Source organism: Vreelandella nigrificans (genome assembly GCF_002374315.1).
Classification (GTDB): Bacteria; Pseudomonadota; Gammaproteobacteria; order Pseudomonadales; family Halomonadaceae; genus Vreelandella; species Vreelandella nigrificans.
In genome coordinates this window covers 62,968-89,093 of sequence record NZ_NWUX01000019.1, presented here as the reverse complement: position 1 = coordinate 89,093, position 26,126 = coordinate 62,968, and the positions used below count along the sequence as shown (strand labels likewise).

Annotated in this window: 15 protein-coding genes; 9 read left to right on the top strand and 6 right to left on the bottom strand. The window is 51.7% G+C overall.

Translation table 11 applies throughout. The annotated features are described in order from the left end of the window. Positions 1-280: 280 nt before the first annotated feature. Both CPA45_RS17360 and CPA45_RS17355 read right to left on the bottom strand, forming a co-directional pair. Positions 281-8,977 carry a glycoside hydrolase family 94 protein gene (locus CPA45_RS17360; protein ID WP_096653691.1) on the bottom strand — a complete coding sequence of 2,899 codons (8,697 nt, stop codon included), beginning with the start codon at positions 8,975-8,977 and terminating at the stop codon, positions 281-283. A gap of 143 nt (positions 8,978-9,120) precedes the next feature. After that, complete coding sequence (locus CPA45_RS17355; RefSeq protein ID WP_096653689.1) at positions 9,121-9,744, bottom strand: CDP-alcohol phosphatidyltransferase family protein; 624 nt, start codon at positions 9,742-9,744, stop codon at positions 9,121-9,123. Positions 9,745-9,880: 136 nt separating this feature from the next. Here CPA45_RS17355 and CPA45_RS17350 point away from each other — a divergent pair, with 136 nt between their 5' ends. The 5 genes from CPA45_RS17350 (at position 9,881) to CPA45_RS17330 (ending at position 17,256) form a co-directional block, all read left to right on the top strand. Beyond that, positions 9,881-11,608: a DASS family sodium-coupled anion symporter gene (locus CPA45_RS17350; RefSeq protein WP_244287641.1), complete on the top strand. Its 1,728-nt coding sequence runs from the start codon at positions 9,881-9,883 to the stop codon at positions 11,606-11,608. Positions 11,609-11,784: 176 nt separating this feature from the next. Next, positions 11,785-12,933: an exonuclease SbcCD subunit D gene (locus tag CPA45_RS17345; protein WP_096653697.1), complete on the top strand. Its 1,149-nt coding sequence runs from the start codon at positions 11,785-11,787 to the stop codon at positions 12,931-12,933. Continuing rightward, positions 12,930-15,998 (top strand): AAA family ATPase, encoded by a 3,069-nt coding sequence (locus CPA45_RS17340; RefSeq protein WP_096653685.1) that lies wholly within the window; start codon positions 12,930-12,932, stop codon positions 15,996-15,998. The genes CPA45_RS17345 and CPA45_RS17340 overlap by 4 nt, the downstream gene beginning before the upstream one ends. Before the next feature lie 26 nt (positions 15,999-16,024). Beyond that, the gene (locus tag CPA45_RS17335) at positions 16,025-16,771 is read left to right on the top strand and encodes a tellurite resistance TerB family protein (RefSeq protein ID WP_096653683.1); all 747 of its coding nucleotides are present in this window, start codon (positions 16,025-16,027) and stop codon (positions 16,769-16,771) included. Beyond that, entirely contained in the window at positions 16,771-17,256 is a 486-nt protein-coding gene (locus CPA45_RS17330) for a phosphatidylglycerophosphatase A family protein (RefSeq protein ID WP_096653681.1), read from the top strand. Before CPA45_RS17335 ends, CPA45_RS17330 begins: the two co-directional genes overlap by 1 nt. Before the next feature lie 41 nt (positions 17,257-17,297). Here the strand turns inward: CPA45_RS17330 and CPA45_RS17325 are convergent, their stop codons facing one another. Beyond that, positions 17,298-18,680: an NAD-dependent succinate-semialdehyde dehydrogenase gene (locus CPA45_RS17325; RefSeq protein ID WP_096653679.1), complete on the bottom strand. Its 1,383-nt coding sequence runs from the start codon at positions 18,678-18,680 to the stop codon at positions 17,298-17,300. Between the two features lie 430 nt (positions 18,681-19,110). Between CPA45_RS17325 and CPA45_RS17320 the strand changes: the two genes are divergently transcribed. Genes CPA45_RS17320 through CPA45_RS17310 form a run of 3 tightly spaced genes read left to right on the top strand, consistent with a single transcriptional unit; the run spans position 19,111 to position 21,517 of the window. Further along, a complete protein-coding gene (locus CPA45_RS17320; protein WP_133066796.1) occupies positions 19,111-19,803 on the top strand; it encodes a gamma-glutamyl-gamma-aminobutyrate hydrolase family protein in 693 nt (230 codons plus the stop codon). Between the two features lie 27 nt (positions 19,804-19,830). Next, entirely contained in the window at positions 19,831-20,298 is a 468-nt protein-coding gene (locus CPA45_RS17315) for a RidA family protein (RefSeq protein ID WP_096653675.1), read from the top strand. A gap of 1 nt (position 20,299) precedes the next feature. Next, positions 20,300-21,517 (top strand): FAD-dependent oxidoreductase, encoded by a 1,218-nt coding sequence (locus CPA45_RS17310; RefSeq protein ID WP_165771576.1) that lies wholly within the window; start codon positions 20,300-20,302, stop codon positions 21,515-21,517. On the opposite strand, the gene CPA45_RS17305 is transcribed toward CPA45_RS17310, so the two are convergent. Beyond that, the gene (locus CPA45_RS17305) at positions 21,503-22,552 is read right to left on the bottom strand and encodes a GlxA family transcriptional regulator (protein WP_165771575.1); all 1,050 of its coding nucleotides are present in this window, start codon (positions 22,550-22,552) and stop codon (positions 21,503-21,505) included. The genes CPA45_RS17310 and CPA45_RS17305 overlap by 15 nt on opposite strands. Positions 22,553-22,752: 200 nt before the next feature. Here CPA45_RS17305 and CPA45_RS17300 point away from each other — a divergent pair, with 200 nt between their 5' ends. Further along, on the top strand, positions 22,753-24,186 hold the full coding sequence (locus CPA45_RS17300; RefSeq protein ID WP_096653669.1) for an alanine/glycine:cation symporter family protein: 1,434 nt from the start codon (positions 22,753-22,755) through the stop codon (positions 24,184-24,186). Positions 24,187-24,424: 238 nt separating this feature from the next. Here CPA45_RS17300 and msrA read toward each other — a convergent pair whose 3' ends face one another. Together msrA and CPA45_RS17290 are read right to left on the bottom strand one after the other, a co-directional pair. Further along, positions 24,425-25,093, bottom strand: coding sequence for a peptide-methionine (S)-S-oxide reductase MsrA (gene msrA / locus CPA45_RS17295; RefSeq protein ID WP_096653667.1), 669 nt, complete (start codon positions 25,091-25,093; stop codon positions 24,425-24,427). Positions 25,094-25,202: 109 nt separating this feature from the next. Further along, a complete protein-coding gene (locus tag CPA45_RS17290; RefSeq protein WP_096653665.1) occupies positions 25,203-26,105 on the bottom strand; it encodes a LysR family transcriptional regulator in 903 nt (300 codons plus the stop codon). Positions 26,106-26,126: the final 21 nt, after the last annotated feature.

Below are 26,126 nucleotides of genomic sequence, written 5' to 3'. Positions count from 1 at the left end.
CTACCACGCGCCAAGGGAGATCGAGAAAATCGCGGAAGCAGCTTAATAAAAGTGTCCGCTACGACTTGACCAGAACAAAATAAGTTAGTCGTCTTATTTGTACTCCTCTTGTACCTCTCGAGGCTAATACACGGCTGGGTGAGATTCAATCGCAAATTGAACATGCTACAAAATAGGCTAGGCGCAAAAAAATCCTCGCTAGCTCAGCGAGGATTGCATTAGATGTAGCAGTAAAAAACTCATAAGAGCTATACAAATAAAAGCTATACAAAATGTCATCTCAGATGTCATGGATAAGGCATGAGATGGGGGCGCCGTGGTAAAAAACTTCCAGTTGGTGGTGCTGACTATCCAGCGGCACTCGTACTGGCATACCGGCGTCTATGTTGGCTAGGAGTTGGCCGTCGAGCTCAGCGTAAATCTCACCTGTAGGCGGCACCCTTGGGCCTTGCGCGTTAGCAATCTTGATATGATAGTGCGTTTCGGCAAGCGTAATGTTGGCAGTAAAGCAGGGCCAGCTGCTTGGTAGACAAGGGGAAATAACCAGCCAGTCCCCCTCACGACGAATGCCTAATATACCCTCCATACCTGCTTGGTACATCCAGCCAGCCGCGCCTGTATACCATGTCCAGCCGCCGCGCCCAGCGTGGGGCTCTACGGAGTACACATCTGCCGCCACCACATAGGGCTCTACACGATAGCGGGCTGCTGCTTCAGCCGTCTTGGCATGGCTGATGGGGTTAAGCAGTGCAAATAGCTGATGCGCTTTGTCTCCCTTGCCCAGTTGGGTGAACGCCAGGATTGCCCACATCGATGCATGACTGTATTGGCCGCCATTTTCCCGCATGCCCGGCGGGTAGCCGCTGATATAGCCAGGGTCGCGTAGAGGTTGGTCGAAGGGGGGCCAGAAGAGCAGCGCCAATTGCTTGTCATGCCTAATGAGTTCGCGCTCTAGAGACGCCATCGCCAACTCGGCACGTTGGGGATTGCTTGCGCCTGAAAGTACTGCCCACGACTGGGCGATAGAGTCAATTTGGCAAGCATCGCTCATGCTGCTACCCAACCAGGTGCCGTCGTCGTAGGTGGCTCGTCGATACCACTGGCCATCCCAGGCGCTGTTTTCCAGTGCCAAGCGCAACGCGTTGGCATGGCGATTCCAGCGGGCGGCATGGCGCTCATGTTGAGCCAGGTGAGGTGCTAGGGCTTCACGCTGCTCGGCCAGTGGCCTAAACAGATCGAGCGTTTTCACCAGCAGCCAGCCCAGCCACACGCTTTCACCTTTACCTGCTGTGCCTACGCGGTTCATACCGTCATTCCAGTCACCACCGCCTATCAGTGGTAAACCATGCTCCCCCAGTTGTGAAAGGGTGATATCTATGCCCCGAGCGCAGTGCTCAAAAAGTGAAGCGACTTCCAAAGAGTCCGTTGGTTGGAAAAAATGCTCATGTTCTTGAGGGGAGAGTAGCGGGCCGTCTAAAAAGCTTACCGGTTCATCGAGCACTGCGAGGTCGTTAGACGTTGTGATATAGCGTGCGCAGGCATAGGCCAGCCAAACGCGATCATCAGAGATGCGTGTACGCACCCCTTGTCCCGAATGAGGTAACCACCAGTGCTGCACATCGCCTTCTGAAAATTGGCGTGAAGCCGCCCGCAGCAAATGATGGCGAGTTATCTCGGGGCTGCTAAAAGATAGTGCCATGCCATCTTGTAATTGATCGCGGAAGCCATAAGCGCCGCTGGCTTGATAAAACGCAGAGCGGGCTGTGATACGGCAGGCAATGGTCTGATAAAGCAGCCAGCCGTTGAGCATGATGTCCATGGCACGATCAGGGGTTTTGACCTGTATGGCATTGAGCTGCACTTGCCAGTGTTTATGAATACTCGTCAGCTCTGTCTCGATATCGGTGTTACGAAAGCGTGCGATTAATGTCTGTGCTTCTTCAGTCGAGCCCCCTTGGCCGAGCAATACGATGATGTCGATGGTTTCACCGGGAGCCAGTGCAACGCTACGCTGAAGCGCAGCGCATGGGTCTTGGCCTGCTCCTAATGTGCCGGAAAGCGGTGTTTTACAGCGTAACCCGGCGGGGTCTGACAAGCTTTTCCCATACCCGATAAACTCACTTCGATTAGCTGTCCAGTAAGATGGCTGTGTGCCAATATCAAGAAATGCTACCCGGTCTGGGAAAGCCGCATTCCATGGGTTTGTGACGAGTAAAGCGCCGCTATTCATCTCTTGTGTGGTGATAAGAAAAGGCGCTGATGCACTGCGCGATGTACCCAGAACCCACTCAGCATAAGCGGTAACAGAGAGCTTGCGTGGCCGCCCAGAGTCATTGGTCATTCTCAGTCTTGAGATACGTAATGGAGCATCGAGGGGGACAAAGTGCAGCAACTCCAAGTTAAGACCATCTACCCGATGTTCAAACTGGCTATAGCCAAATCCGTGGCGCGCAACATAGCAGCCTGGGTCGCGTATTGGGCTTGCTGTGGCGGTATACAGCGCCAGGGACTCCTCATCCCGGATATAAATAGCATCCCCGCTAGGGTCAATGACGGGGTCGTTAGACCATGCTGTCAATTGATTCTCTCGGCTGCTGCCGGCCCACAGATAACCAGCTCCCGTCGCCGAAACCTGAAATCCGAACAGCTGGTTTGCAATGACATTAATCCACGGGGCTGGCGTCGAGCTGCCTGCGTCAAGAACCGTGACATACTCCCGACCTTGCTTTGCAAACCCACCTAGCCCGTTAAAAAACTCAAGTGCTGGCTGCTCTATATGCTGTGCAGTGTCGTCCTCTTTAATGCGCTGCTGAGGTAGCGCCCGTTTGGTGAAGGAGGAGGGTTTGGCGGCTGGGAGGGCCGGTAGCGTGATAGACAGCTGATCGGCAATCTCTCCCCGGTGTGCAATTAATGCTATCCGAGCAATTGATTGAAGCAGGTTGCGAGACGTTACGCTTATCAAATCGGCACGCAGTGCAAACACCGTTCCTTGGGCATAACCACTGTGAAGGCGTGGCCGTGACTGGCTTTTAAGAATTGTTGTTTCAATGGCTTGCTGAAGATCCTGCACATAAGAGGAGGCGCGCTCGTTGATGACTACCACGTCCACCTCTAGGCGCTTCATGCGCCAATACTCATGGGCGCGAAGCAATTGCTGCAGCTGTGCGATGTCATCGATTGATTCGATACGCAGCAATACGATGGGTAAGTCGCCGGATATCCCATGTTGCCAGAGTAGGGATTGCGGCCCCGCGCCACGCTTAATCGCCGCTTGGGACGCTCTAAAGCGAGCGTCTGGGTAGAGTAGGGGGGCTGCAAGCCGCTGAAAGTCGGCCGCTTCTTCATGCTGAATGGCTAAGTGGCGCAGTTGCACTTGAGCTTGGGTCCAAGCTAGCATTTTGGCCCGTTCGAAGGCACTGTGGTCATGATGTTTATCAACCAAATCCAGCAATGCTGCTCGTGAAGAGGCAACGACGGTCCAGTAGGCAATCCGTGCGACGTTGCCTGGCGCAACCCGCAGGCAGCAGCGCATTGCAAAAACAGGGTCAATAACACTACCTACAGTGCCAGATAAGCACTGGCCTTCAGCAAGTGCCGATGCTTGAAAAATAGTGTTGCCCCTGCCGATAAACTGCTCGCGGTCAGTCTCGTATTGGAGATCCCCGATTATTTCGCCTTCTGCAACGGCAAAGTGAGCTGCCCATATATTTACATCGTCAGGATCACGTTTTCGGCGTGTGGCGACTAATGCATCGAACTCTGGCAAGTACTCAGTCACCACGAACATTTTGGCGAAGCTAGGGTGTGCGTTGTCGGTATTAGGGGTAGCCAGCACTAGCTCAGCATAGGAGGTTACGTCGATATCGCTTGAGTGACGTCCGCTGTTGGTCAGCGTTAGCAGACGCACTTCGCTGTCATCCTCCCCTGAAACAAGTATGTCTAAATGGCTAGAGATGGTGTCGTGCTGATGGGTATAGCGGACATGATCTTCGGCAAACAGTACGTGATTGGCATCGTTATGGACACCGTTTTTGGAGCCCATTGTTTGCCCTGTTGCGGTCCATACGTCTGGGCGTCGGGTATCGCGCAGAAAAATAAAGCTTCCCCAATGATCGCGTGTCGTATCAGGGTGCCAGCGGGTGACTGCGATGTCGTGCCACCGGCTGTAGCCGCCGCCTGTTGCGGTCAGCATGATGGAGTAGTTACCGTTAGATAGTAAGTGGGTGACTGGAGGCCCGCTGATAGTAGTTGAAACATGGCGCACGGCTTGCGTTTCATTGACGATTTGGCTGGCTGTTGATTTCACTTCTTCCGCACGGGGGTAAGCAATGGCAACGTCGCGTGGGATCCGCTCTTGTAGCAATAGCTCACTCGCCTGAATCATAGGTTCACGATGGAAGCGTGCCCGCATCTGCCCATGGTGAAGCGTATTGGCGATAGCGACGATGGTCATGCCCTGATGGTGGGCCATGTAACTGCGCACAATGACTAGTGCTTCTCCCTTAGGAAGCCGCGAGCGGGTCAGGTCTAATGCTTCGTAATAGCCATAGCGCCCCAGCGCGCCCATCTTTGCGAGGCGGCGGTAATTTTGGCAGGCCCCAGCAGGATCAATCATTGTTGCCAAGCCGGTGGCATAAGGCGCGATCACTAAATCTGCCGAAAGACCACGCTTAAGCCCTAACCCAGGGACACCGAAATTAGAGTATTGGTAAGTTTTCTCTATATCCCGTGCGTTATACCCAGACTCAGAGATGCCCCATGGTGCTGAAAACTGCGCAGCGTATGCCTCCTGACGCTTAACCACCAGCCGATTGGTTTGTTCAAGTAAGCTGCCTGCTGGCGCGCGCATGACCAGAGATGGCATCAGGTATTCAAACATTGAGCCTGACCAAGAAATTAATGCTGCGCCATGTTGTAAGGGAGTTGCAGCGCGGCCAAGGCGGAACCAGTGACGGGTAGGGACATCGCCCTTTGCGATAGCAAACAGGCTGGCTAGTCGTGCCTCTGAAGCCAGCAGGTCATAACAGCTGCTATCCAGGCTTGCGTCGTCCAGCGAGTAGCCGATCGACAGCAATTGGCGTTCTGGGTTAAGCAGGAACGCAAAGTCCATGTTTAATGCTAGCCGCCTCGCTTTATTGGCCAGTTGTTGCAGCCGCTCAGCGTGGCTGTCTGCTGATAGTGTCTCTCTGAAAGGGTCACTGTTGTGCTGGCCAACGGTAGTATGCAGGGCTTTCACCCAGAACAGTGCATCTTCACTATCGGTATCGTGATGGTCGTTGAACAGGTTACCAGCCATACCAAGCGCTTGTTGAGTTAGCGTCGTTAGCACTTCTAAATTTAAGGAAGAAATTTTGGGGGCGTTGACCAACGCATCAATTTTCTTTAGCTGCGTTATTAGTTGTTCGACGGGCAGTGAGTTCGGTGTTGCAGGTGATTGAGCTGCACGCTTTATGGCATCAAAGGCCAGTGCTAGCGTGTCAGCAATGCCTTGGCGTGGATCCGGCGATACGGTGTCTTGCCAGGTTTCACAGGCATTGGCGATGGTAATAAGATGGCCTGCAAGGTTGCCACTATCCACGGTGGACACATATCGGGGGTCTAGTGGGCGGAGGTCTTCTGTTGCGTACCAATTATAAAAGTGGCCACGGTAACGCGGCAGGGTATGCATAACCGCTAGCGTTGCTTCTAACCGATTGAGGGCATCTTGATTACTGATCCAACCAAAATCACGCGCGGCTAGTGTCGCCAGTAAATATAGGCCCATATTCGTCGGCGAAGTACGTTGGGCGATAACCGGTAGCGGGTCTTCTTGAAAATTGTCGGGTGGAAGTAGGTTGTTAGAGGTATTTACAAAGGTTTCAAAGTAACGCCAAGTTCTGCGGGCAATCAGCCGGAGTTCAAGCGAGAGGTCTGCCGAAAGTGGTGGCTGATGGTGACGGCTGTTCGTGCTACTGAGCCAGGACGCGACGGCTGGCGCAGCTCCCCAGAGTAGTGCCATTGGCACTACGATTATCCAAACGCCACTGTTAAACCACAGTGCACTACACGCAGCCGCCAAGCCCAGTAACGTGCCGGGGGCCATGTGCTGATAAAACCCCCATACAGTCAGGTGCGGGTGTTTCATTGTTTGTGCTGCTGAGGTCCACTCCAGCAGATGGCGACGGGTGATAAAAATGCGTGTTAGGGTGCGGGCAATAGCATCTAGCATGCGCCATGCCTGATCAGGAAGGAACACCAACTGCAGCAGAACTTGCTTCGCCCCCAGCGCCAGTTCATCCAGCCATTGTTGAAAATGGTGGCGTATATTCACGCCTGCTCGGGGCGGTATAAAGGAGGCAGCAAGGGATAGTACCACTGGAGTGCTAATGATAAAGAAGACGATCAGTGAGCTGACAATGGCCATTAGCAGTGGAAGCTGCCAGCTTACTGCTAAGCAGGCTAATAGTAACGGCGGCAGCATTGAGCGGCGTAGATTGCCAAGGATTTTCAGGCGCCCTGTTAGGGGAAGCGTGGCAGTAAATAGCCAAGGGAGTAACTGCCAATCGCCTCGTACCCAGCGGTGTTGGCGCTTCGCCACTACATCGTAACGGCTTGGAAAGTCTTCGACGACTTCAATATCTGAAGCAAGGCCTGCGCGTGCAAAGATACCTTCAAACATATCGTGGCTAAGCAGAGTGTTGTCGGGAACCCGGCTCGCGAGAGTAGCTTCAAAGGCATCAATATCATAAATACCCTTACCCGCGTACGACCCTTCACCGACTAAGTCTTGATAAAGATCTGAAGAGGCTGCGGCATAGGGTTCAATGCCCCCTGGGGCGGAGCATAGCCGCTGGTAAGTAGAGCCTCTCTCACCCGTTGGCAACGACTGGGTGACCCGTGGTTGAAGAATTGCATAGCCTTCCACAATGCGCTGATGCTGTTGGTCAAAGCGTGGCTGGTTTAACGGGTGAGCTAGTTTGCCGATCAGCTTACTGGCAACACCTCTTGGTAAGCGTGTATCAGCATCTAATGTAATCACATAACGAACATCTTTAGGCAGTGCCGGAGGGGCGATAAAAGTCGTGTCTGTTGCTCCACGTAAAAGCCTGTTGAGCTCGTGGAGCTTGCCACGTTTGCGCTCCCAGCCCATCCAGCAGTGCTCACTCTGATTAAAAATGCGTTTGCGATGCAATAAAAAAAACCGTTTTTCATTACCAGGCGGGCAGTGGTTATCGTTTAACTGCTTTACCCGCTTGGCTGCAGCAGTTAATAACGCAGCGTCTTCTGCTATGTCTGGCTGCTGGGCATCAATACCATCCGTTAGCAGTGCATAGATGATGGCACCTTCGCCACTGCTGAGGTAATGCACCTCAAGGCGGTCAAGCTGCTCTTGCAGGTCGGCTTCATTGGTCAATAACGTGGGCACAGCAACGAGCGTGCGAAGCTCTGGCGGAACACCTTCAGCAAGATCCAGGCTGGGAAGTGGTTGTGCCCCGATACTATGAATGATGAACCGGTTAACGAATATGGTAGCGACTTCAACAATTGGCAGTATGCTCAGGCTAGCCAATAACAGCAGCCAGAAAAGAGGGAACTCTCCCGCACCACCAGGTAGCCACAACAGTAACCAACTAGCGACGGCGATTAAACTGATCGAGGTTGCTGCAAGCAGGGTGGTATAGCCACGAATACCATTGTTTAACAGTATTTGGCGCAGCCGTCGGTGTAGAGGAAGACGAAAGCGAAGGCGCTTCTCTAACACATTCCGCCCGGCAGCCACTAAGAAATACCCTGGATCGCCCATACGCGCTGCTTCTTGCTCATTATCAGCTAGCGCTGAGGCCTCACCAGAGGCTTCAAGAGCATGATCAACCACTTCCAGCTCTGTGTAGGTTGAACCGCGGGAAAGCTCCTCAATCGCGCTACGGTAGTGGTTGCGTGTTGAAAAATCGTACTGCGCGAAACGACTGTGCTGGCAAAGTTTTGCATCAACCAAGCTGACACTTTCAAGCAGCTCAGCCCAGTCGGTGCTTGAGATAAAGCGCATGCTGGTAATGACGTTGCGTACGGTGACATTCGCCGCTCCCTGACGCTGCTGGGCACTTTGCACAACCTCATCGATAGATTCGCCCTGGCGGTTAAGCTGCTCAAAAAGCCAGCAGGCCAGAGGGCTGGTGCGAGGGTTGACGCCGCGTAAGCGTTTGGCTAGTTGGGCTGTAAAAGGCGCTGATAGTGGCGCTTTTTGAAACGTAAATGATGGGAATTCATGATCAATTGAGTGAACATCAGATGAACAGTTATTAGGCTCATCACTGTCTGGGTCACTGTTTTCAAGAACATGGTTTTCAGGGGCAATCCACGTTGCGGCTAATACGTCCGCTTTGTCCCGTGCCGTTTGTTCGTTAATGATTTGGTCGGCCAGGCGGCGGAGGTTTTCGATTAGTACGATACGCAGGGTGATTGCTACCGCCCACAACTCACCAATCGTCAGCGGCTGTACACGTTGATAAGCGCTAATAAAGGTGCGTAGGGTAGATAGTTCAAGGTGGCTGTCGGTATGTGCGACAAATGCCCATGCAATACCAAACACGCGAGGGTAGCCCGCAAAGGGGCCCTCTGCCAGCTTGGGTAGCTGACGATAGTAGCCTGGCGGTAGGTCGCCACGAATTTCACGAATTTGTGCTTCAATCAGGTGGTAATTATCAAGTAGCCAAGCAGCAGCGGGTACGATATCACGGCCATCTGCTTGGGTGGCGGCACAGGCTCGGTAGGCGGCAAGTAGTACGCTGGCATTGTCATTGAGACGTCGGGTTAAAGGCATCACCTTAGGAGGTGTTTTGGTGATGGTTTGTGCCCGAGCTAAACTACCTGCATGTTGTTCCAGCCTTTCTACACTAAACAACTCTTCACGTACCGGAGATGTTGAACTCCAAAGTGCCGCAGAGGCATGGTGTTGATGCGCACCACGAAAGAAAGGCGTCCGGGTAAAAAGAGTCACGGGTTACATCCTGGTTAATGTGCGAAGTATGTCTCACAGGCACAGTGTTGCTCTTCCAGGACGATGTGCTTAACGTTAGCCTTTGTCGGTTCGTTAGCGCACATTGCGCGTATTAAACAGCCCAGGATAGCGTAATGGGCTGTTTAATGGTCGTTGTACTGGCGCAACGTCCAATAACCGCCCCATAGGCGGGTAGCGGTGGTCATGATGCAAGCTGCGGCAAAGAGCCCCGCTAGCCATGGGAAATGCTGAGGAAAGAGGCAGAAGAGCACCAGCGCAATAATCGTTTCGGTGCCTTCGGTTAAGCCTTCTAAATAGTAAAATGCTTTTTGTGGAAAGTTGGGGCGCTCGACATTGTGAGCTTTCGCAGCAATAGCAAAGGCTAAAAACGATGTTCCTGTTCCAATAAAGGCAAACAGCAGTACGGTGGCCGCTAGCGCATTTTGCTCAGGGTCAGCCAGTGCAAACCCCAGTACTACCGCTGCATAAAAGACAAAATCCAGCCCGATATCGATAAAACCACCAGCATCACTTTGTCGACCACTTAGTCGGGCAAGGGCGCCATCAAGTCCATCGCCTAGGCGGTTCAGCACAATCGCGATTAACGCAAACGCGTAATATTCAAACGCCAGCAGCGGTAGAGAGGCCATACCTACTAGAAAAGTGCCCAGGGTGACTTGGTCGGGAGTGACCCGACGGCTGCTGAGGTATCGTGCGATAAGTAATAGTGGGCGATGGGTGAGCGGCATAGTGAAACGGTCAAGCACTCTGAGATCTCCAAAGAAAGCTAAGAAATACGACTAAAGTTTTTAGACTTTGGTCTTAAGATTGGCCAATTTACTGGACTAACGATCTATAGCAGTGAATAAAGGGCACCACAAAAAACTGGCTAGGCTGGTTTAAATGAGTCATAGGACTACGCTATTTTGGCGTACCCTTTTTGTTCACCTGACCGTAAGCGATACTTTTCTAATGCACAGAAATGCTCCGATGACGCTCTGGGATCAGCTTTGGCATTCCCATGACCAGGCCAAAAACCTATTAATGTGCGCGTTGCCAACCGGTGGGGCGGGAAGCTCCTCTCCTGGCTCAACGAGCAAACGCCAGGATAGTGGCGCCAGGCCACCGCGTCCTCCTGCTTACAACAAGGCCCAAAAAATTGGCTTGTTGTTAGGGCCAGCACTCTTTGCCTTTGTACTGCTATTTTTCCACCCGGCCGATCTAAGCATTGAAGGGCGGATGGTGTTGGCAACGACGCTATGGGTGGCCGTTTGGTGGATTACCGAAGCAATTCCGATTCCAGTTACCTCGCTACTACCAATTGTGCTGCTGCCTCTCACTGGCGCCCTGGAAGGCAGTGCGGTAACCGCTGCTTATGGCAACCCGATTATTTTCCTATTCCTTGGCGGGTTTATGATTGCGCTTGCCATGGAAAAGTGGGACCTACATAAGCGTATTGCACTGAACATTATTTCAGTGCTGGGCACAGGCATTAACAGCATAGTATTTGGTTTTATGGCGGCAACCGGCTTTTTGTCGATGTGGGTCTCCAATACTGCCGCAGTTATGATGATGCTGCCCATTGGTACCGCGATTGTTTATCAGGTGACTCAGGAGCTGAGTAAAACCGAAGGTGACCATAGCGAATCCATTGATAAGTTTAGTAAGGCGTTGATTTTTGGGGTTGGCTATGGCGGTACAATCGGTGGTTTAGGCACGCTTATTGGTACTCCGCCCAATATTATTCTGGCAGCAATCGTCAATGAACTGTTTGGTGTTGAGATCACCTTTGCCAGCTGGATGCTGTTTGCTTTCCCTGTGGTCGTGGCGTTGCTATTTATTGGCTGGATTATGCTGACCCGTTTTATCTACCCCATTAAATTCAGCAGCCTACCCGGGGGTAAAGCGCTTATTGCCAAAGAGAAACAAGCGCTGGGAAAAATCACTTTTGAAGAGAAAGCGGTGCTGGGAGTCTTCCTGTTTGCAGCCTTTTTCTGGATTACTCGTTCATTCTTATGGCAGGGGCAGATTCTGACGATCCCTGGCATTAACGACACGATGATTGCTATTTTTGCGGCTATCCTACTGTTCTTAATTCCTTCGCCTAACAAAGGTGGTTGCTTGCTGGGGTGGGATGTCGCTAAAGATGTACCTTGGGGCATCTTGCTACTGTTTGGTGGAGGCTTGGCGATTGCCGCTGGTTTTGGCTCCTCTGGCCTAGCTAACTGGATTGGCGGGCAGATGAGCGTGCTGGAAGGTGTCAACTTCCTACTAGTTATATTGCTGGCTGCTGGTATGGTGCTGTTCTTAACGGAAATCACCTCTAATACGGCAACCGCTACGATGATTTTGCCGGTACTCGCCTCGTTGGCACTGGCGCTTGATATCCATCCTTTTGTACTGATGGTTCCGGCAGCCATGGCGGCTAACTGTGCCTTTATGTTGCCAGTGGGGACGCCGCCTAACGCGATTATTTTTGCGACCGGTAAAATTAAAATTATCGAAATGGTACGCAACGGTTTCTGGTTAAACATTATCGCGCTATTACTTATTGTGGCCGCTGTGTACTTCTTGTTGCCCATGCTATGGGGAATAGATCTAACCACGTACCCGGACGCATTTAGAAACTAAGATTTAGAAACAAGTATTTAGAAACAAGTATTTAGAAACAAGCATTCTGAAACTAGCTGCTCGCTCATGCGAAAGATCTTGCCCCGCCACCGTGCGGGGTTTTTTTATGCGCAGAGGATGGGTAGAGAGTGTGCTGCATTGATATGATGAGGGATACTTTTTACCTTGAGCCTATCATGCGACTACTTCATACCGCCGATTGGCATTTAGGGCGACTGTTCCACAACCTCTCCCTGCTGGAAGACCAGCGCCATGTACTAAACCAGTTACTGGACATTATCGACCGCGATGCAGTGGATGCCGTGCTGATTGCAGGCGATATCTATGACCGTTCGGTGCCGCCAGCCGTCGCCGTCACGCTGTTAGATGAGGTGCTGGGCGAGTTGTGTGAGAAGCGCGGTTTGCCGGTGATTATGATTTCTGGCAACCACGACGGCGCTGAGCGACTTGGCTTTGGGGCGCGTCATCTGCGCCAAGCGGGGCTACATATTTTATCTGATCTATCTGCCTGCGATCATCCTGTGACACTGTCGATTAATGGGGAAGAAGTGGATGTGTTCGGTATTCCCTACGCTGATCCAGAGTATGTGCGCAGCCAGTTTTCGGTAGATGTACGCGACTTTGACAGCGCCCACCGCTACTTAGTCGAACGCATCAACAGCCAACGCCAAGCGGGCCGCCCCACCGTACTAATGAGCCACTGCTTTGTGAATGGCGGCAGTGCCAGTGATTCAGAGCGCCCGTTAACCTTAGGGGGCGCGGAGAGTGTCGCTTGGGAACCTATGCAGTCGTTTGACTATGTCGCCTTAGGCCACCTTCATGGGCCGCAATATCGCGGCGGTGAACATATTCGCTACAGCGGCTCGCTGCTTAAATACAGCTTCTCTGAGGCTAACCAGCGCAAAGGCGTCACACTGGTGGATATTGGCCCTGAAGGCGTGAGCCAGATCGACCACCGCCCGCTGACACCGCGTCGAGAGGTACGCGTGTTGGAAGGCGAGCTGGCCGAGCTACTAGCACAAGGCAGAACCGATGCCCAGGCTGATGACTACTTGTTAGTACGTTTGACCGACCGCCACGCGATTCTTGACCCCATGGGTAAGCTACGCGAGGTTTACCCCAACGTGCTGCATTTAGAAAAGCCCGGCATGTTGGAAACACGAGGGCGTCAGCAGCTAGACCGCGAGCGGCTGCAGTTCAGCGCGTTGGATATGTTTAGTGATTTTTTTACCCAAACCAGCGGGGACACCATGAGTGATGAGCAGGCCAACGCCATGCGTGAGCTCATCACCACTCTAAGCCGTGAGCAGGAGAGCCAGTCATGACGCCGTTAACGCTCACTATGCAGGCGTTTGGCCCTTTTGCAGGCAGCGAAACGATCGACTTTACTGCACTGGGCAAAAGCCCGCTGTTTCTGATTAATGGTCCCACTGGTGCAGGGAAAAGCTCGATATTAGATGCCATTTGCTTTGCGCTTTACGGCCAAACTACTGGTAACGACCGCGATGCCGGACAAATGCGTTGCGACCAGGCCGCCGATACCTTACTGACCGAGGTCAGCTTGGATTTTCGCCTGCGCGATGGGACTTACCGAGTGCGCCGGGTGCCCCAGCAGGAGCGCCCCAAGGCCACTGGTGAAGGCACTACCACACAAAGTGCTGAAGCCCAGCTGTGGCGGCTTACCCCGCAAGGCAAAGAAGATGAATGTCTGGTGGCGCGTAAGGTCACAGATGCCAACAGCCAACTGCAAGCGTTAATAGGTCTGGATGCTAATCAGTTTCGCCAAGTGATGGTGCTTCCCCAAGGGAAGTTCCGTGAGCTGCTGTTAGCAGAATCGAAGGACCGCGAGAAAATCTTTTCTCAGCTGTTTCAAACCCAGATTTTTCAGCGCATTGAAGAGCGATTGCGCACCCAGGCGAATCAAATTGAGCGAGCGGTGAATGATCATCGCCAGCATATCAGTGGCATTTTGGCCGGTGGTGAGCTGGAAAGCGAAGCAGCGTTAGCGCAAGAACTAGAGGTGCTAACCCCTCAAGTAGGGCAGGCGCGACAGCGTTTTGAAGCCGCTCAGCAGCAGCGCCGCAGCGCTGAACAACGACGAGATGAAGCCCTAACGCTGCAGCGCCAATTTGAAGCGCGGGATAGTCTCGCCGCGGATAAAGCGCACCACCTAGAGCAGCAAGCGCAAATAACCGCCTTTCAGAGCCGCTTGATCCACAGCGACCACGCCCAAGCGCTGCGGCCTCACAGCACTGCGTTAGCCCAAGCGCAACAGGCGTTGAGCACTGCCCAAGCAGAGCAGCAGCAGGCAACTGCCTCGCTAACTACCCAGCGTACCAGCACCGAACAAGCCCAGCGTGCATTTGAGACAGCGCGCCAGCGCCAAACTGAACTCCCTGCACTGCGCGAGCGCCATCGTCAGTTGGGCGAGTTTATTCATAAAGGCCAGCAGTTAAGTGAGCTTGAAGCACGTTTGCAAACGGCCCAGGTTGCTTGGCAGCAAGCCGATGGCACCCTTAAGCGCGATGAAGTGCAGTTAGACAGCATTCGCCAGCAAGGTGAAGCGCTAAGTCTCACTCTTGAGCGCTTGCAAGCGGAGGGTCAGCAGCTGGCCAGCGCCCCCGCAGAGCTAAGCCGCCATGAGAGCCTGCTAACTCAGCGACAAGAGTTGGATGATCTGACTCGGCAGGGGCGTGAGCTCACTGCTCAGCAACAACAGGCAACGGAAGTTCTCAACCGCCGGCGAAGCGAAGCGGAGCAGGCTAAGCGCCACGCAACTGAGCAAGAGATGCGCTGGCACCAAGGGCAGGCCGCACTGCTAGCGCTCACCCTTGAAGAGGGCGCACCTTGCCCTGTGTGCGGCAGCCTTGAGCACCCGTCCCCAGCGGTTAAGCATGCCGACATCGTGACCCAAACACAGGTGGAAACAGCCCGTTTAGCCCAGGAGCAGGCCCGCCACGCATTACAAACCGCCGAGCGTCAGGAGCAACAGTTAGCACAGCAGCTTAGCTACAACGCTGAGCAGACGCAGCGCCTTAGTCAACAGCTTGGCGAGTGGGCCAGTCAGCCACAGGTTGAGTTGCAACAGGCCTGCGAACAATTGCACCGCCAAGTCGAGCGTCGGAAACATGTCGAGGATGAGATTAATCAACAAACCCGTGCCCGTGACGAGCTACGCCGTGGCTGGGGGGCGCTGGACAAACAACTTAAAACTCAGCGGCCTGCGGTTGAAAAGGCCAAAGAAGAAGCATTACGACTAGAGAGCCAGCGCGACCAATTACGTCAATCGCTGCCAGAAGATGCTCGCAATCCGTTGGCTATGCGCCAAACGCTCGTTGACCTGGATAACCAAATTGCTGAGCTTGAACAAGCCTGGGAGCGTGCACAGCAGGTGCTCTCGACTAGCGAAACCCAACAGGCGCGGGCAGAAGAGCAACTGCGAGGAGCGAACCAGCAGGTGGCGCGTAGTCAGCAAGCGCTTGAACAGGCCCAGACTGAGTGGCAAACAGCGCTACAGGCCAGTTCGTTTGAAAGCGAGGCTGCCTTTCAGGCGGCTCAGCTAGAGGATAGCCAACGGCAAGATCTAGCTCGCCAAGTAGAGGCGTATCAACGCCGTTTGGCTGAGCTTGACGGCGCGCTTCAGAATTACCACGCTCAGCTAGCCGAAAAAACACCGCCGGATCTTGCTGCCCTAACCACACTCACCGAAGCCGCCCAAGCGGAGGAGCATACCCAGCTCGAGTCGTGGCGGGCGCTGGATGGGCGGTTAAACACGCTGCAGGGTATTCGTCAAAAACTCACCGCTGCCCACACAGCTCAGGCCGAGCTTGAAGCCCAATATCGGGTGTGGGGAACGCTCAGCGAGGTGGCTAATGGGCGCACTGGTAACCGCATTAGTTTGCAGCGGTTTGTACTGGGTGTGCTGCTGGACGACGTACTGATTCAGGCATCTGAGCGGCTGGTGCGGATGAGTCGTGGGCGCTACCAATTGGTGCGTCGCGAAGACCCTTCAAAAGGCAATAAAGCGTCTGGATTGGAGCTGGACGTGGCTGATACTTACACTGGCAAGAGCCGTTCGGTAGCGACGCTTTCCGGCGGCGAGTCGTTTATGGCAGCCTTGGCGCTGGCACTAGGGCTTTCCGATGTCGTGCAAGCCTACGCAGGTGGTATTCAGCTGGATGCGCTATTTATTGATGAAGGTTTTGGCAGCCTAGATCAGGATGCATTAGACCAAGCGATCGCCATGCTTAGCGAGCTGCAAATGGGCGGACGTATGATTGGGGTTATCTCCCATGTCAGCGAACTCAAAGAGCAAATGCCGGTCCGTGTTGAAGTGCGTGCCAGCCGCCAGGGCAGCACAGTAGAAGTAAAAGGGTCGCTGACGATATAACCTGAATGTTGACGAGGAGCACAAGGATGAACGCAAGCAGAATTTTGCAGCAGCTGATGCAGCAAGCCACAGGTAGTCAGAATAGCAGTGGTAGCCAGAAGGGCAGTGGCGGCATGGATGTTAAAGGTATGCTTGATGGCCTTTCTCGCCAGTTGGGCGGGAGCAACAGCCAAGGGGCTAACCAGGGTGGCAAGGCTAGCGGTTTTGATATGAAAAGCCTACTAGGTGGCGGTGCGATGGGCCTGTTGGTTGGTTCCAAGCGGGGCCGGAGTATGGGAGGCAAGGCGCTTAAATATGGGGCAATAGCAGGTGTGGGCATGCTGGCATGGAAGGCATGGCAAAGCTCCCAAGAGGCAAAAGGAGGCAGTGCTAACAGCGCCGTAGAAGGGGAGCGGGTAGAAGTCCTTAGTGGTGAATACCAAGAACGGCGCAGCTTAGAGCTGCTTCAAGCAATGATTATGGCCGCCCGGGCCGATGGTCATATTGATGAGCAGGAGCAGGCGCTGATTACCGAGCAGATTGATGCTTTGGGGGCTGATCAGGAGATGCATAACTGGGTAGAGCAGCAGCTTAAAGCACCTCTGGATGCTCAGGCGCTGGCCCGTGAGGCGGACTCCCCCCAGGCCGCACGGGAAATGTATCTGATTAGTGTGGCTGTAACCGATGAGCAAAACCCTATGGAGCGTGCCTGGCTAGATCAGTTGGCTGGCGCGCTCAACTTGCCAAAAGAGGTGGCTGATGAGCTGGAGCGCCAGGCGCGGCAGGCAGGGTAATGCTTGAAACACTTAACCTTTGGCTAGCCACTGGCTTTGGACTGGGACTAGCGCCGATTGCGCCAGGCACGTTTGGTTCACTACTCGGTATACCGTTGGCGTGGTGGTTGCTAGGTCGGCCGTTGGGTCAGCAGGGCGCTATTATGGCCGTTTTAGTGGCGTTGGCCGTGCCGGTGTGTCATTACGCTGCGCTGCAGCTGGGAGGGGGAGACCCTGGCAGTATTGTGGCGGATGAATATGTGGCATTTCCACTCGCGGTCATCGGGCTAAAGGCGGCTCGCCATCCACTTGTCATGGCTTTAGCATTTGCTATTTTTCGCTTCTTTGATGCGTTAAAACCACCGCCTATTCATCTGGCGGAGTACGTGCAGGGCGGAGTAGGGATTGTATTAGATGATGTTGTCGCGGCACTAGCGACCTGGGTGGTTATGGCGCTACTACTTTATCTCTGGCAGCGCCGAACGGGGGCGTGCGTCAGGAGATAGGATAAAAAGTGCCTGGGCCAAAGCCCAGGCGTTTATCGGAGTTACTCTTTAACTACAATCACCGACTTCACATTGATGAATTCGTGCATGCCGAAGTTGCCGTGCTCACGCCCGTAGCCAGAGTCCTTAACGCCACCAAAGGGCATTTCTGGTGTGGCAACGCCAAAGCCGTTAATAAACACCATACCGGTATCGAAGTACTTGCTGGCAAGCTCAGTGGCACGCTTTACGTCTTTGGAAATGATACCGCCGCCTAAGCCATAACGGCTATCGTTAGCGATGCGCATGGCATCTTCATCATCTTTTGCACGGATCAGGGCTGCAACGGGGCCAAACAGTTCGTCGTCATAAGCGGGCTGGCCTGGAGTTACGTTGTCCAGCACAGTTACTGGATAAAATGCGCCTTTACCCGAGGGTTTTTCACCGCCGCAAAGAACCGTTGCACCTTGGCGGACACTCTCTTTCACTTGCTCATGGAGCGCATCGCGCAGATCGACACGTGCCATAGGGCCAAGGTCGCTATCTTCTTTAGCCGGGTCGCCAGCTTTCAGTGCTTGCATGCGCTCTACGTAGCGTTCTTTAAACGTCTCATAGTTTTTCTCAGTGACCACAAAACGCTTGGCTGCAACGCAGGTTTGTCCGCCATTATAGACACGCCCTTGCACACAGGTATCGATCGCTACATCCATATCGGCATCATCAAGCACTAAGTAAGCGTCATTTGAGCCCAGCTCCAGCACGGTTTTCTTGAGGTATTCAGCGGCTTTCGCAGCCACTGTACGACCTGCTCTGTCGCTGCCCGTTAGGGTAACTCCACGCACCGCAGGATGAGCGATCACCTCGTCAGAGACGTCATGTGAGATCACAAGGGTGCGGAAAACATTTTTCGGAAGACCTGCTTCACGGTAGATTTGCTCCAGCAATAGGCCGCTACCGGTAACGTTTTCAGCGTGTTTAAGTAGTACGCCATTACCTGCCATGATATTGGCAATGGAGTAGCGGACTACCTGATAAGCAGGGAAGTTCCACGGCTGAATGCCGTAGATGACGCCCATGGGAGCATAGGTCACAAAGCCATGCGCACCATTACTTGGCTGGCGCTCTTCATCCGCTAAGGCTGTCGGGCCATGTTCAGCCGTGTAATCGCAAATGCCGGTACACAGATCAATTTCCTGGCGCGCTTGGCTGGGTAGCTTGCCCATTTCTTTAACAATCAGGTCCGCAAGCGCTTCTTTATGCTCTTGCAGCGCCTGACCGATCGCTTTAACTGTCTTGGCACGACTCTCCAGAGACTCAAGTCGCCAATCTAAGAATGCTTTATGGCAGGCATCCACTACCTGCTTGGCTTCATCGCTGTTCATCAGCGTATAGGCCTTGAGGGTTTCACCGTTAGTCGGGTTAATCGTCGTGATACTGTTGCTCATAAGATCTCCTATCTATAGATCAACGCTGGGGTCCAAACATTCAGCCCCTGAATTCTTAATCGACCGGTCTATTTTGATGTGCGGTCAATATAGTACAAAATTGGTAGCCTCGCATAATGGGTATGTGAAGCTGTTTAGTAATGCGCCATGCAAGTAGTGCTATTACATTTGCAAGCGCTTTAGTTAGTGGTTACTGACATCGGTGTGGCGGCTCCTGCAGACTAGAAGCTATTGCCTGAGCAGTTAATGAAACTAGATGAGATTCATTAATACATAATTGCTGGCTGTTTCAGAGCAATGCATCTCAAATGTCTTTAAGTTGTAAATTTTGTCTTTTTTATATAATTAATGGCATGAAGCTCGCGATACTCTGTTTTGTCTATAAAGAGGTAGCGTATTGATCGTTGCCCATACCTATAGCGTGATCTTCATGAACAAATTGATTACACATAAAAAAGCCCCAACCATCTTGTTGATTCAAGATTTAGAAGTAACGGCAAGTGAACTCATCTATCACTGTAATGCCAACTATGCACAAGCACTGTTTCAAGCCGGTGCTTTGCCCTTATTGGCTCCCTTTATTGAAGATTTAATTCCAAACCTGATTGATCAATCTGACGGAATTTTATTTTCAGGATCGGCTCCAGGAAGTGGCTCATCATCAATACGTACAGATTTTGAGAAAAAGCTACTAGCCGCTGCATTTGATCGCGGCATTCCCGTTTTAGGTATTTGTCACGGCATGCAGATCATAGGTGAGTTACTTGGCGCAAAGGTCGAAGATATTCAAGGCGCAGAGGCTCAAAGCCTACACCTACCTTTTTCACAGCCAAACCGTACTGCCCATGAGGTTCAGTTAGGTCATGACTCATGGCTAAGAGCGCAACATAGTTCGGAGACCGCTTGGGTCAACAGCTTTCACCGCCAATCACTGGTTGGCTCAGGCAACTTTCATGTTACGGCTCTATCACCTGACGGCATAGTCGAAGCGATTGAAGGGCGGTTAAATAGTTTATGCATTGGCGTGCAGTGGCATCCGGAATTTCAGTTATCTGAATTTGATAAAAACCTGCTGCGGGGGTTTGTCCAAGCCGCTGCTCAATCATCACTTACATACACCTAGCGTAGTCAACAGCCGCTGAGATACTCGATGAATACTTATGAACGTATGACGAATTTAGGCATCTCTTTGCCAGTTGCTCCGCCCTCACCTGGGCCTTTTATGGGCGCCATTCGAGTGGGCAATCAAGTGGTTATTTCAGGCCAAGTCCCTCTGGTTAAAGAGACTGTAATGACCGTCGGCATTGTCGGAGACACCGTCAGTATTGAAGAGGGGCAGCAAAATGCGCGTATCGCTATTTTAAATGCGTTGGCGCAGGTCGAAACACTTGTAGGTGATATCAGCAAAATCAGACAGTTTGTTCGTTTGGCGGGTTATGTAGCGGCAACGCCTGACTTTACCCAACACGGCAAAGTGATTGATGGAGCTTCTCAGCTTTTACGTGAAATATTCCCTGACCGCTGGGAACATGCGCGCATTGCAATCGGTGTCAGCTCGTTACCTCGTGGAGTTCCGGTTGAAATTGAGTTAACTCTAATCGTAGATGATGACAATTAAAATGAAAAAAGCCATTGTTATAGGGGCTGGAGTTGCAGGCGTCGCATCAGCCTATATGTTATGTAAAGCGGGTTTTGCCGTCACTCTGCTGGATGAAAAAAACGCTCCCGCCATGGGGTCAAGTCATCAGAATGGCGCACAGCTAAGTTATGCTTATTGTGATGCACTGGCGTCACCATCGTTACTTGCTCAACTTCCTAGCATTTTACTGAAAAAAGATCCGGCATACCGCTGCACACTGCAGGCCGATCCTGATTTTTTGGCTTGGGGGGTGCGCTTTTTGATCAACTCAACGCCTGCTCGTTTTTCGAATAACACCTTAGCATTATCTCGAATAGCCATACGGAGCCACACACTGTTATTGGAGTTGCTTGAAAAACACCCGATTGAGTTTGATTACGATGTTAATGGCAAAATGTTGCTCTATCCAACACTTGAGAGTTGCCAAAAGTACACAAAGATACTGGAGCAAAAAAGGAAACACGGATTTAAACTGTCTGTCTTAACACGAGAAGAAGCCACGGTGATTGAACCTGCACTGGCGCATTATCCAGACCCGATTGCCGCCGTTGCTTATAGTCCAGGGGATGCTGTTGGTCGCCCAGATGCATTTTGTCAGAAGCTGGTAGAGTCTCTCCAACGTGAGTATGGTTTAAAAACGCTGTTCAATCAGAAAGTACAACGTATTGATCACGCTAAAAATCGGGTTACGGGCGTGTGTTTCAGAGACTCTGCTCCTCTTAGCTGTGATACATTAGTTATCACCACGGGGCAGTCCTGTGATCTCTTACCGAGCAAAGATCGCTCGCTGGGTGATATGTGGCCCGTACAGGGCTATTCGTTTACCACCCGTGCTCACCAACAGGCTATGCAGACATCCATTACTGATGTTAAACGCAAGCTGGTATTTGCTCCCTTAGGTAACGAATTAAGAGTTGCAGGTCTTGCTGACATTGGTCGCCACAGATTTCACTTCGCTGCCAATCGCTGCGATACACTTATGCAAACTGCACGAGCAGCGTTTCCACTCTTTTTTAGCGAAGACCAAGGCCCACCCAAAAGGGTTTGGTCAGGTGCCCGTTATGTTACCCCCTCCTCTCAACCGATTATTAGAAGAGGAAGTCTAGCGGGTTTGTATCTGAACTTAGGGCACGGAACCCTAGGCTGGACTCTATCCCTTGGGGCTGCGGAGCAGGTCACCTCTCTAATCAACTCTTGATATGGAGCCACCTTTACGTATTTCAGATGGCGTTATTCCAAAGCGTTTGCTACATAAGGTCGATAAGTGTGCAACGCTTGAGAACCCCGCATCATAGGCCACAGATGTGATAGGTTTAGACGTGTGCTGTAACAGCCACACAGCCAGTTTCAAACGCATTTTAAGTAGGTATTCTCTCGGTGAAACACCAACCTCAGCAGAAAACAACCTTGAGAAATGACGTTCACTCATACCCAGTTGCCTCGCAAGCTCTGAGACACTTAAAGGTGTCTCTTGCGCATGCTCAATGATCGCGATCGCTTTTTGGATTCTCGGGTCCTTGATTTCCATATGGCGAATAAGCGCTGAACGCTCAAAATGACTAACTCCTCGCCTTTCCGGCAAAGAGATTTGATGAGAGACTTTAGCTGAACGATCGGCACCATAATGCGTTGAGATAATATGCGACATAAGTGCAAGAATAGAAGTGCCGCCTGGAACCGTAATTAAACCATCGTCTATGCTGAAATCCTTATGTGTCGTATAAAAGAACCTCGGGAAACGCTGCTCAAAGTCACGTTGATGGTAAGGGTGTATGCAGGCCTTTAGAGTATCTAAATAGCCCTCTTCAACTAGGATAAAACTGCCCGTACAAACCCCCACCAGCGTACAAGATGACTGACGGGCAAGACGAATATATTGACGGTGCCTTAACGGGGCCTTGTTCAATTGGCTCAGCAAACCACCGATGACAAAAATGTAATCAAATTCTGCCGGATGGGTGTAATGGCAAGTGGGTCTAAACTCTAAACCGCAACTCGCCTTTACTGGCACATTTGGGTTACCCAGGATTTCCCATCGACCTTCAATTTGCCTAGATTGATCACCAAAATCTCCGGCATGCCGCAAACTTTCAATAATCCCCGTTAAGGACATGAGTGGAAAGTCAGGCCACAGCAAGATGCCAATAACGAGGCCCTGATCCTGTTTTTGATTTAATTGACGAGACCAAACCTCATCCAACCAGGTGATATAGGCTTCGGGCGTATCTTCCATATGACTGGGGCTCATTGCTTGAATATCCAATTAATAAGCAAGTCTTAAAAATAAACATATTGGCTGAAATATACAAGTATCTATTGCTGATGCTTATTACTCTGGTGTGAGGAGATAAAAAAAATAACAACACGAGATGATTTCGTAGCAGCCAGTTTCTCAGGCGAAAAATCTCAGATTCAAAAACGGAGAAATTAATAATGACGTTTATCGAAAATTTTTTTAGTGTTCTGGATGATTTGACCTGGGGGTGGTCATTGATTCCACTGCTCGTTATCTTTGGTGTCTTTATAACGTTAATGACAGGCTTTGTTCAATTCAGATACTTTAAGCGAATGTTTGCTGTTTTATCATCAAAAGATGAGTCGGTGAACCCAAATAGTGTATCCGCAAGGGCGGCATTAATGCTATCGGTAGGAGGGCGTGTTGGCGGTGGTAATATTGCAGGAGTTGCTGTCGCGATCACTTTGGGTGGGCCAGGTGCTGTATTTTGGATGTGGATGATTGCATTTGTCGGTATGGCAACAAGCTTAGTTGAATGCTCACTGGCTCAACTGTTTAAGCGCAAGCAACCAGATGGAACCTTTAGAGGAGGACCAGCAAATACCATAATTTACGGTCTGGGAACACAGTACAAGTGGTTAGCTGTTATTTATGCTATCTGTTTACTTGCTGCATTTGGGATTGGTTTTAATGCATTTCAAGGAAATACTGTTGCAGGATCTGTAGAGAGTAGTTTGGGAATCAATCGTTACGTGACGGGAGCACTCTTAGCATTTTTTACCGCAATTATTGTATTTGGTGGTATCCGCCGTATAGCCAAGGTTTCTGAAGTTGTTGTGCCGTTAATGGCAGGGATATATATCCTGATGGCATTGGTAATTATTCTGCTTAACTTAGGTGAAATTCCAGGTGTGATTGCTAGTATTTTTGCTAATGCCTTTGGGGTTGAAGAAGCCGTAGGAGGTGGTATGGGAGCCGCTATAGCACAAGGTATCCGTCGCGGCTTATTCTCTAGCGAGGCTGGCTTAGGTTCTGCTCCTAATGTTGCCGCAGCGGCAGATGTTCGCCATCCTATTAGCCAAGGGATTACACAGTCTTTCTCAGTATTTATTGATACGATTGTCATTTGTTCATGCACCGCTTTTGTTATCTTACTAGGCAATATATATATCCCAGGTGCCAGCAGCATCGATGGTGTCGTACTAACCCAACAATCTCTTGCCTATCATTTGGGTGATTGGACGCAATATCTTCTATCATTAATGATCCTACTATTTGCCTTTAGCTCTATAATTTATAATTACTATTTAGGTGAAAACGCTATCGCCGTTATGACACAAAACCAAATGGCTACTCTGGCTTTACGTATCGCCACTGTGGCGGTTGTATTCTTAGGCGCCATTGCACCTGGAGCTACCGCCGTTTTCTTTTTCTCCGATCCTCTGATGGGAGTCCTTGCCGTCGTGAACCTTGTCGCAATTGTAATGTTACTCCCAACCTGCCTTCGTGTTCTGAGGGATTATCAGGAGCAGTTGCGTCGTGGAGTGCAAAGGCCAGTATTAAGCCCAGAGAAGTTTTCTGATCTAGATATTGATACAACAGCATGGTCTGGCCAGAGTCTCTCAAAATAGCCAAGTATCAGGGTTTAAGAGGCTTTAAGAGCTGATAAGACTAAAAAATCAATTATTCGGCTGTGTTGTACATAAGCAGAAAAATAATTGTGTTATTAATGAAAGCTTGACTGATGTGATGCTATATCTAATCAGCAAGCGCTTTCGGAGCATGGTACGCGTAGTATGGGGCGCTCAATGTCGGTGAAAAAAGCAGCGCTGGCGCTAGGTAATATTGTGCATACTTGAGGTCCGAGCTTTATTGAAATGTCGGCCCACCCGCTTGCTCGCCCCATACCTCTTCTAAACGGTTATCACGACCACAGCTGTGGCGATAGAATCGGTAACGCAGCGGATTTTTTTGATAGTAAGCCTGATGGTACTCCTCGGCTTCCCAGAACTCGCTAGCGGGCATAATTTGCGTGGCAACTTCACGGTCAAAGCGCTGCTCTATCTCGGCTTTGGTGGCTTCGGCTAGCTCGCGTTGCTTGTCGTCATGGTAAAAAATGGCTGACCGGTATTGCGTACCAACGTCGCAGAACTGTTGATCAACCGCAAAGGGATCAACGTTGTACCAAAAAATTTCCAGAAGCTGTGCGTAGCTGAGTTCCTCGGGGTTAAAGATTACCTCAACGGCTTGGGCATGCCCCGTGTCTCCGCGTCCGATCTCTTGGTAGGTAGGATTCTCACGCTCCCCGCCGGTATAGCCTGAACGGGTGGAGATAACGCCCGTTTGGCGATCATAAGGAGGCTCCATACACCAAAAGCAGCCGCCTGCGAACGTAGCGACGGCATTGGACTGAGTTTGGTTAGGCTGAATTTGATTAGGCTGAGCTTGATTAGATTGAGCCTGAATCGAGGCGCTGCCCAAGCTGGCCGCTGCTATTACGCAAAGCGTTAAAGGGCGAGCGTAGGCAATACTGAACATAGAAACGCTCCAGGGAAGGTAAGGGGGCTTATTGAGTATGAGTTAGTGCATGACACTAGGTTCCACACTCTGACTAGGTGAAGCGGTTGTCGTGTGTGTGGGTCGTCTTCTAGCCTGGGCGGTGGGGCCATACCGTATCCAGTGTATCTAGTGCGGCTTTAATGGTGGGCTCTGCGGCACGATCCCCGCGCCATATCAAGCTAAGTGCACAGGGCAGGCGAACATTCTCCGCGACGGCTAAGCCGCTCTCTTGGCGTTCGGCCATGGCCAGTGCATCCCGCGCTAAGCTAAGCCCCACACCAGCACGCACTAAATCTAACATGCATGCTTCTTGGTCTACCTGGGCAACTCGGTTAGGTGTGGCGCCGCTGTTGGCTAATACACGCTTCAGCAGCCGGTGGTGGGCCGAAACAGGAGGTGTCACAATCCAGGGTAGTTGTGCCAACACTTCCCATCGGGTATCTGCTAGCTTTGCTTCCCAGCCCGCAGGCGCCACTACGTGGTAATGGAAGTGAGTGAGCTCACGCCAGGCAAGCGCCTCATTGTCAGTACCCTCACCGGGCGGAGCGAGAAAAAAGCCCACGTCCAAGTCGCTTTGTTCCACATCCACTAACACGCTACCGCTCATACCGTGGTGTAGCTCGGTTTCCAGCTGTGGTGCACGGGCCATCAATCGGCTAAGAAAATCGCCGAGGCGGATAAACTCAGGGTCGACTATGGTGCCAATTTTTAGTTTACCCCGCAGAGTGCTGTGTAGGGCGCTGGCACTTTGCTCAAAGGCTAAAGCACTGGCTAAAGCATTCTCTGCGGCGGGTAGCAGCGCGTAGCCATCGGCGGTAAGCGTTAACCCTTGAGGGCGGCGGGTAAACAGCGTTAAGCCTAGGTGCTGCTGTAGCTGCTTCAACTTTAGGCTGATGGCAGGCTGGGTAAGGTGCAGTTGTTCCGCAGCCCGTGAAACGCTACCGGTGCGTGCGACGGTGACAAAGGCACGTAGTGCTGCGTACTCCTGCATCAATGGGCTCCTGCTATTGTA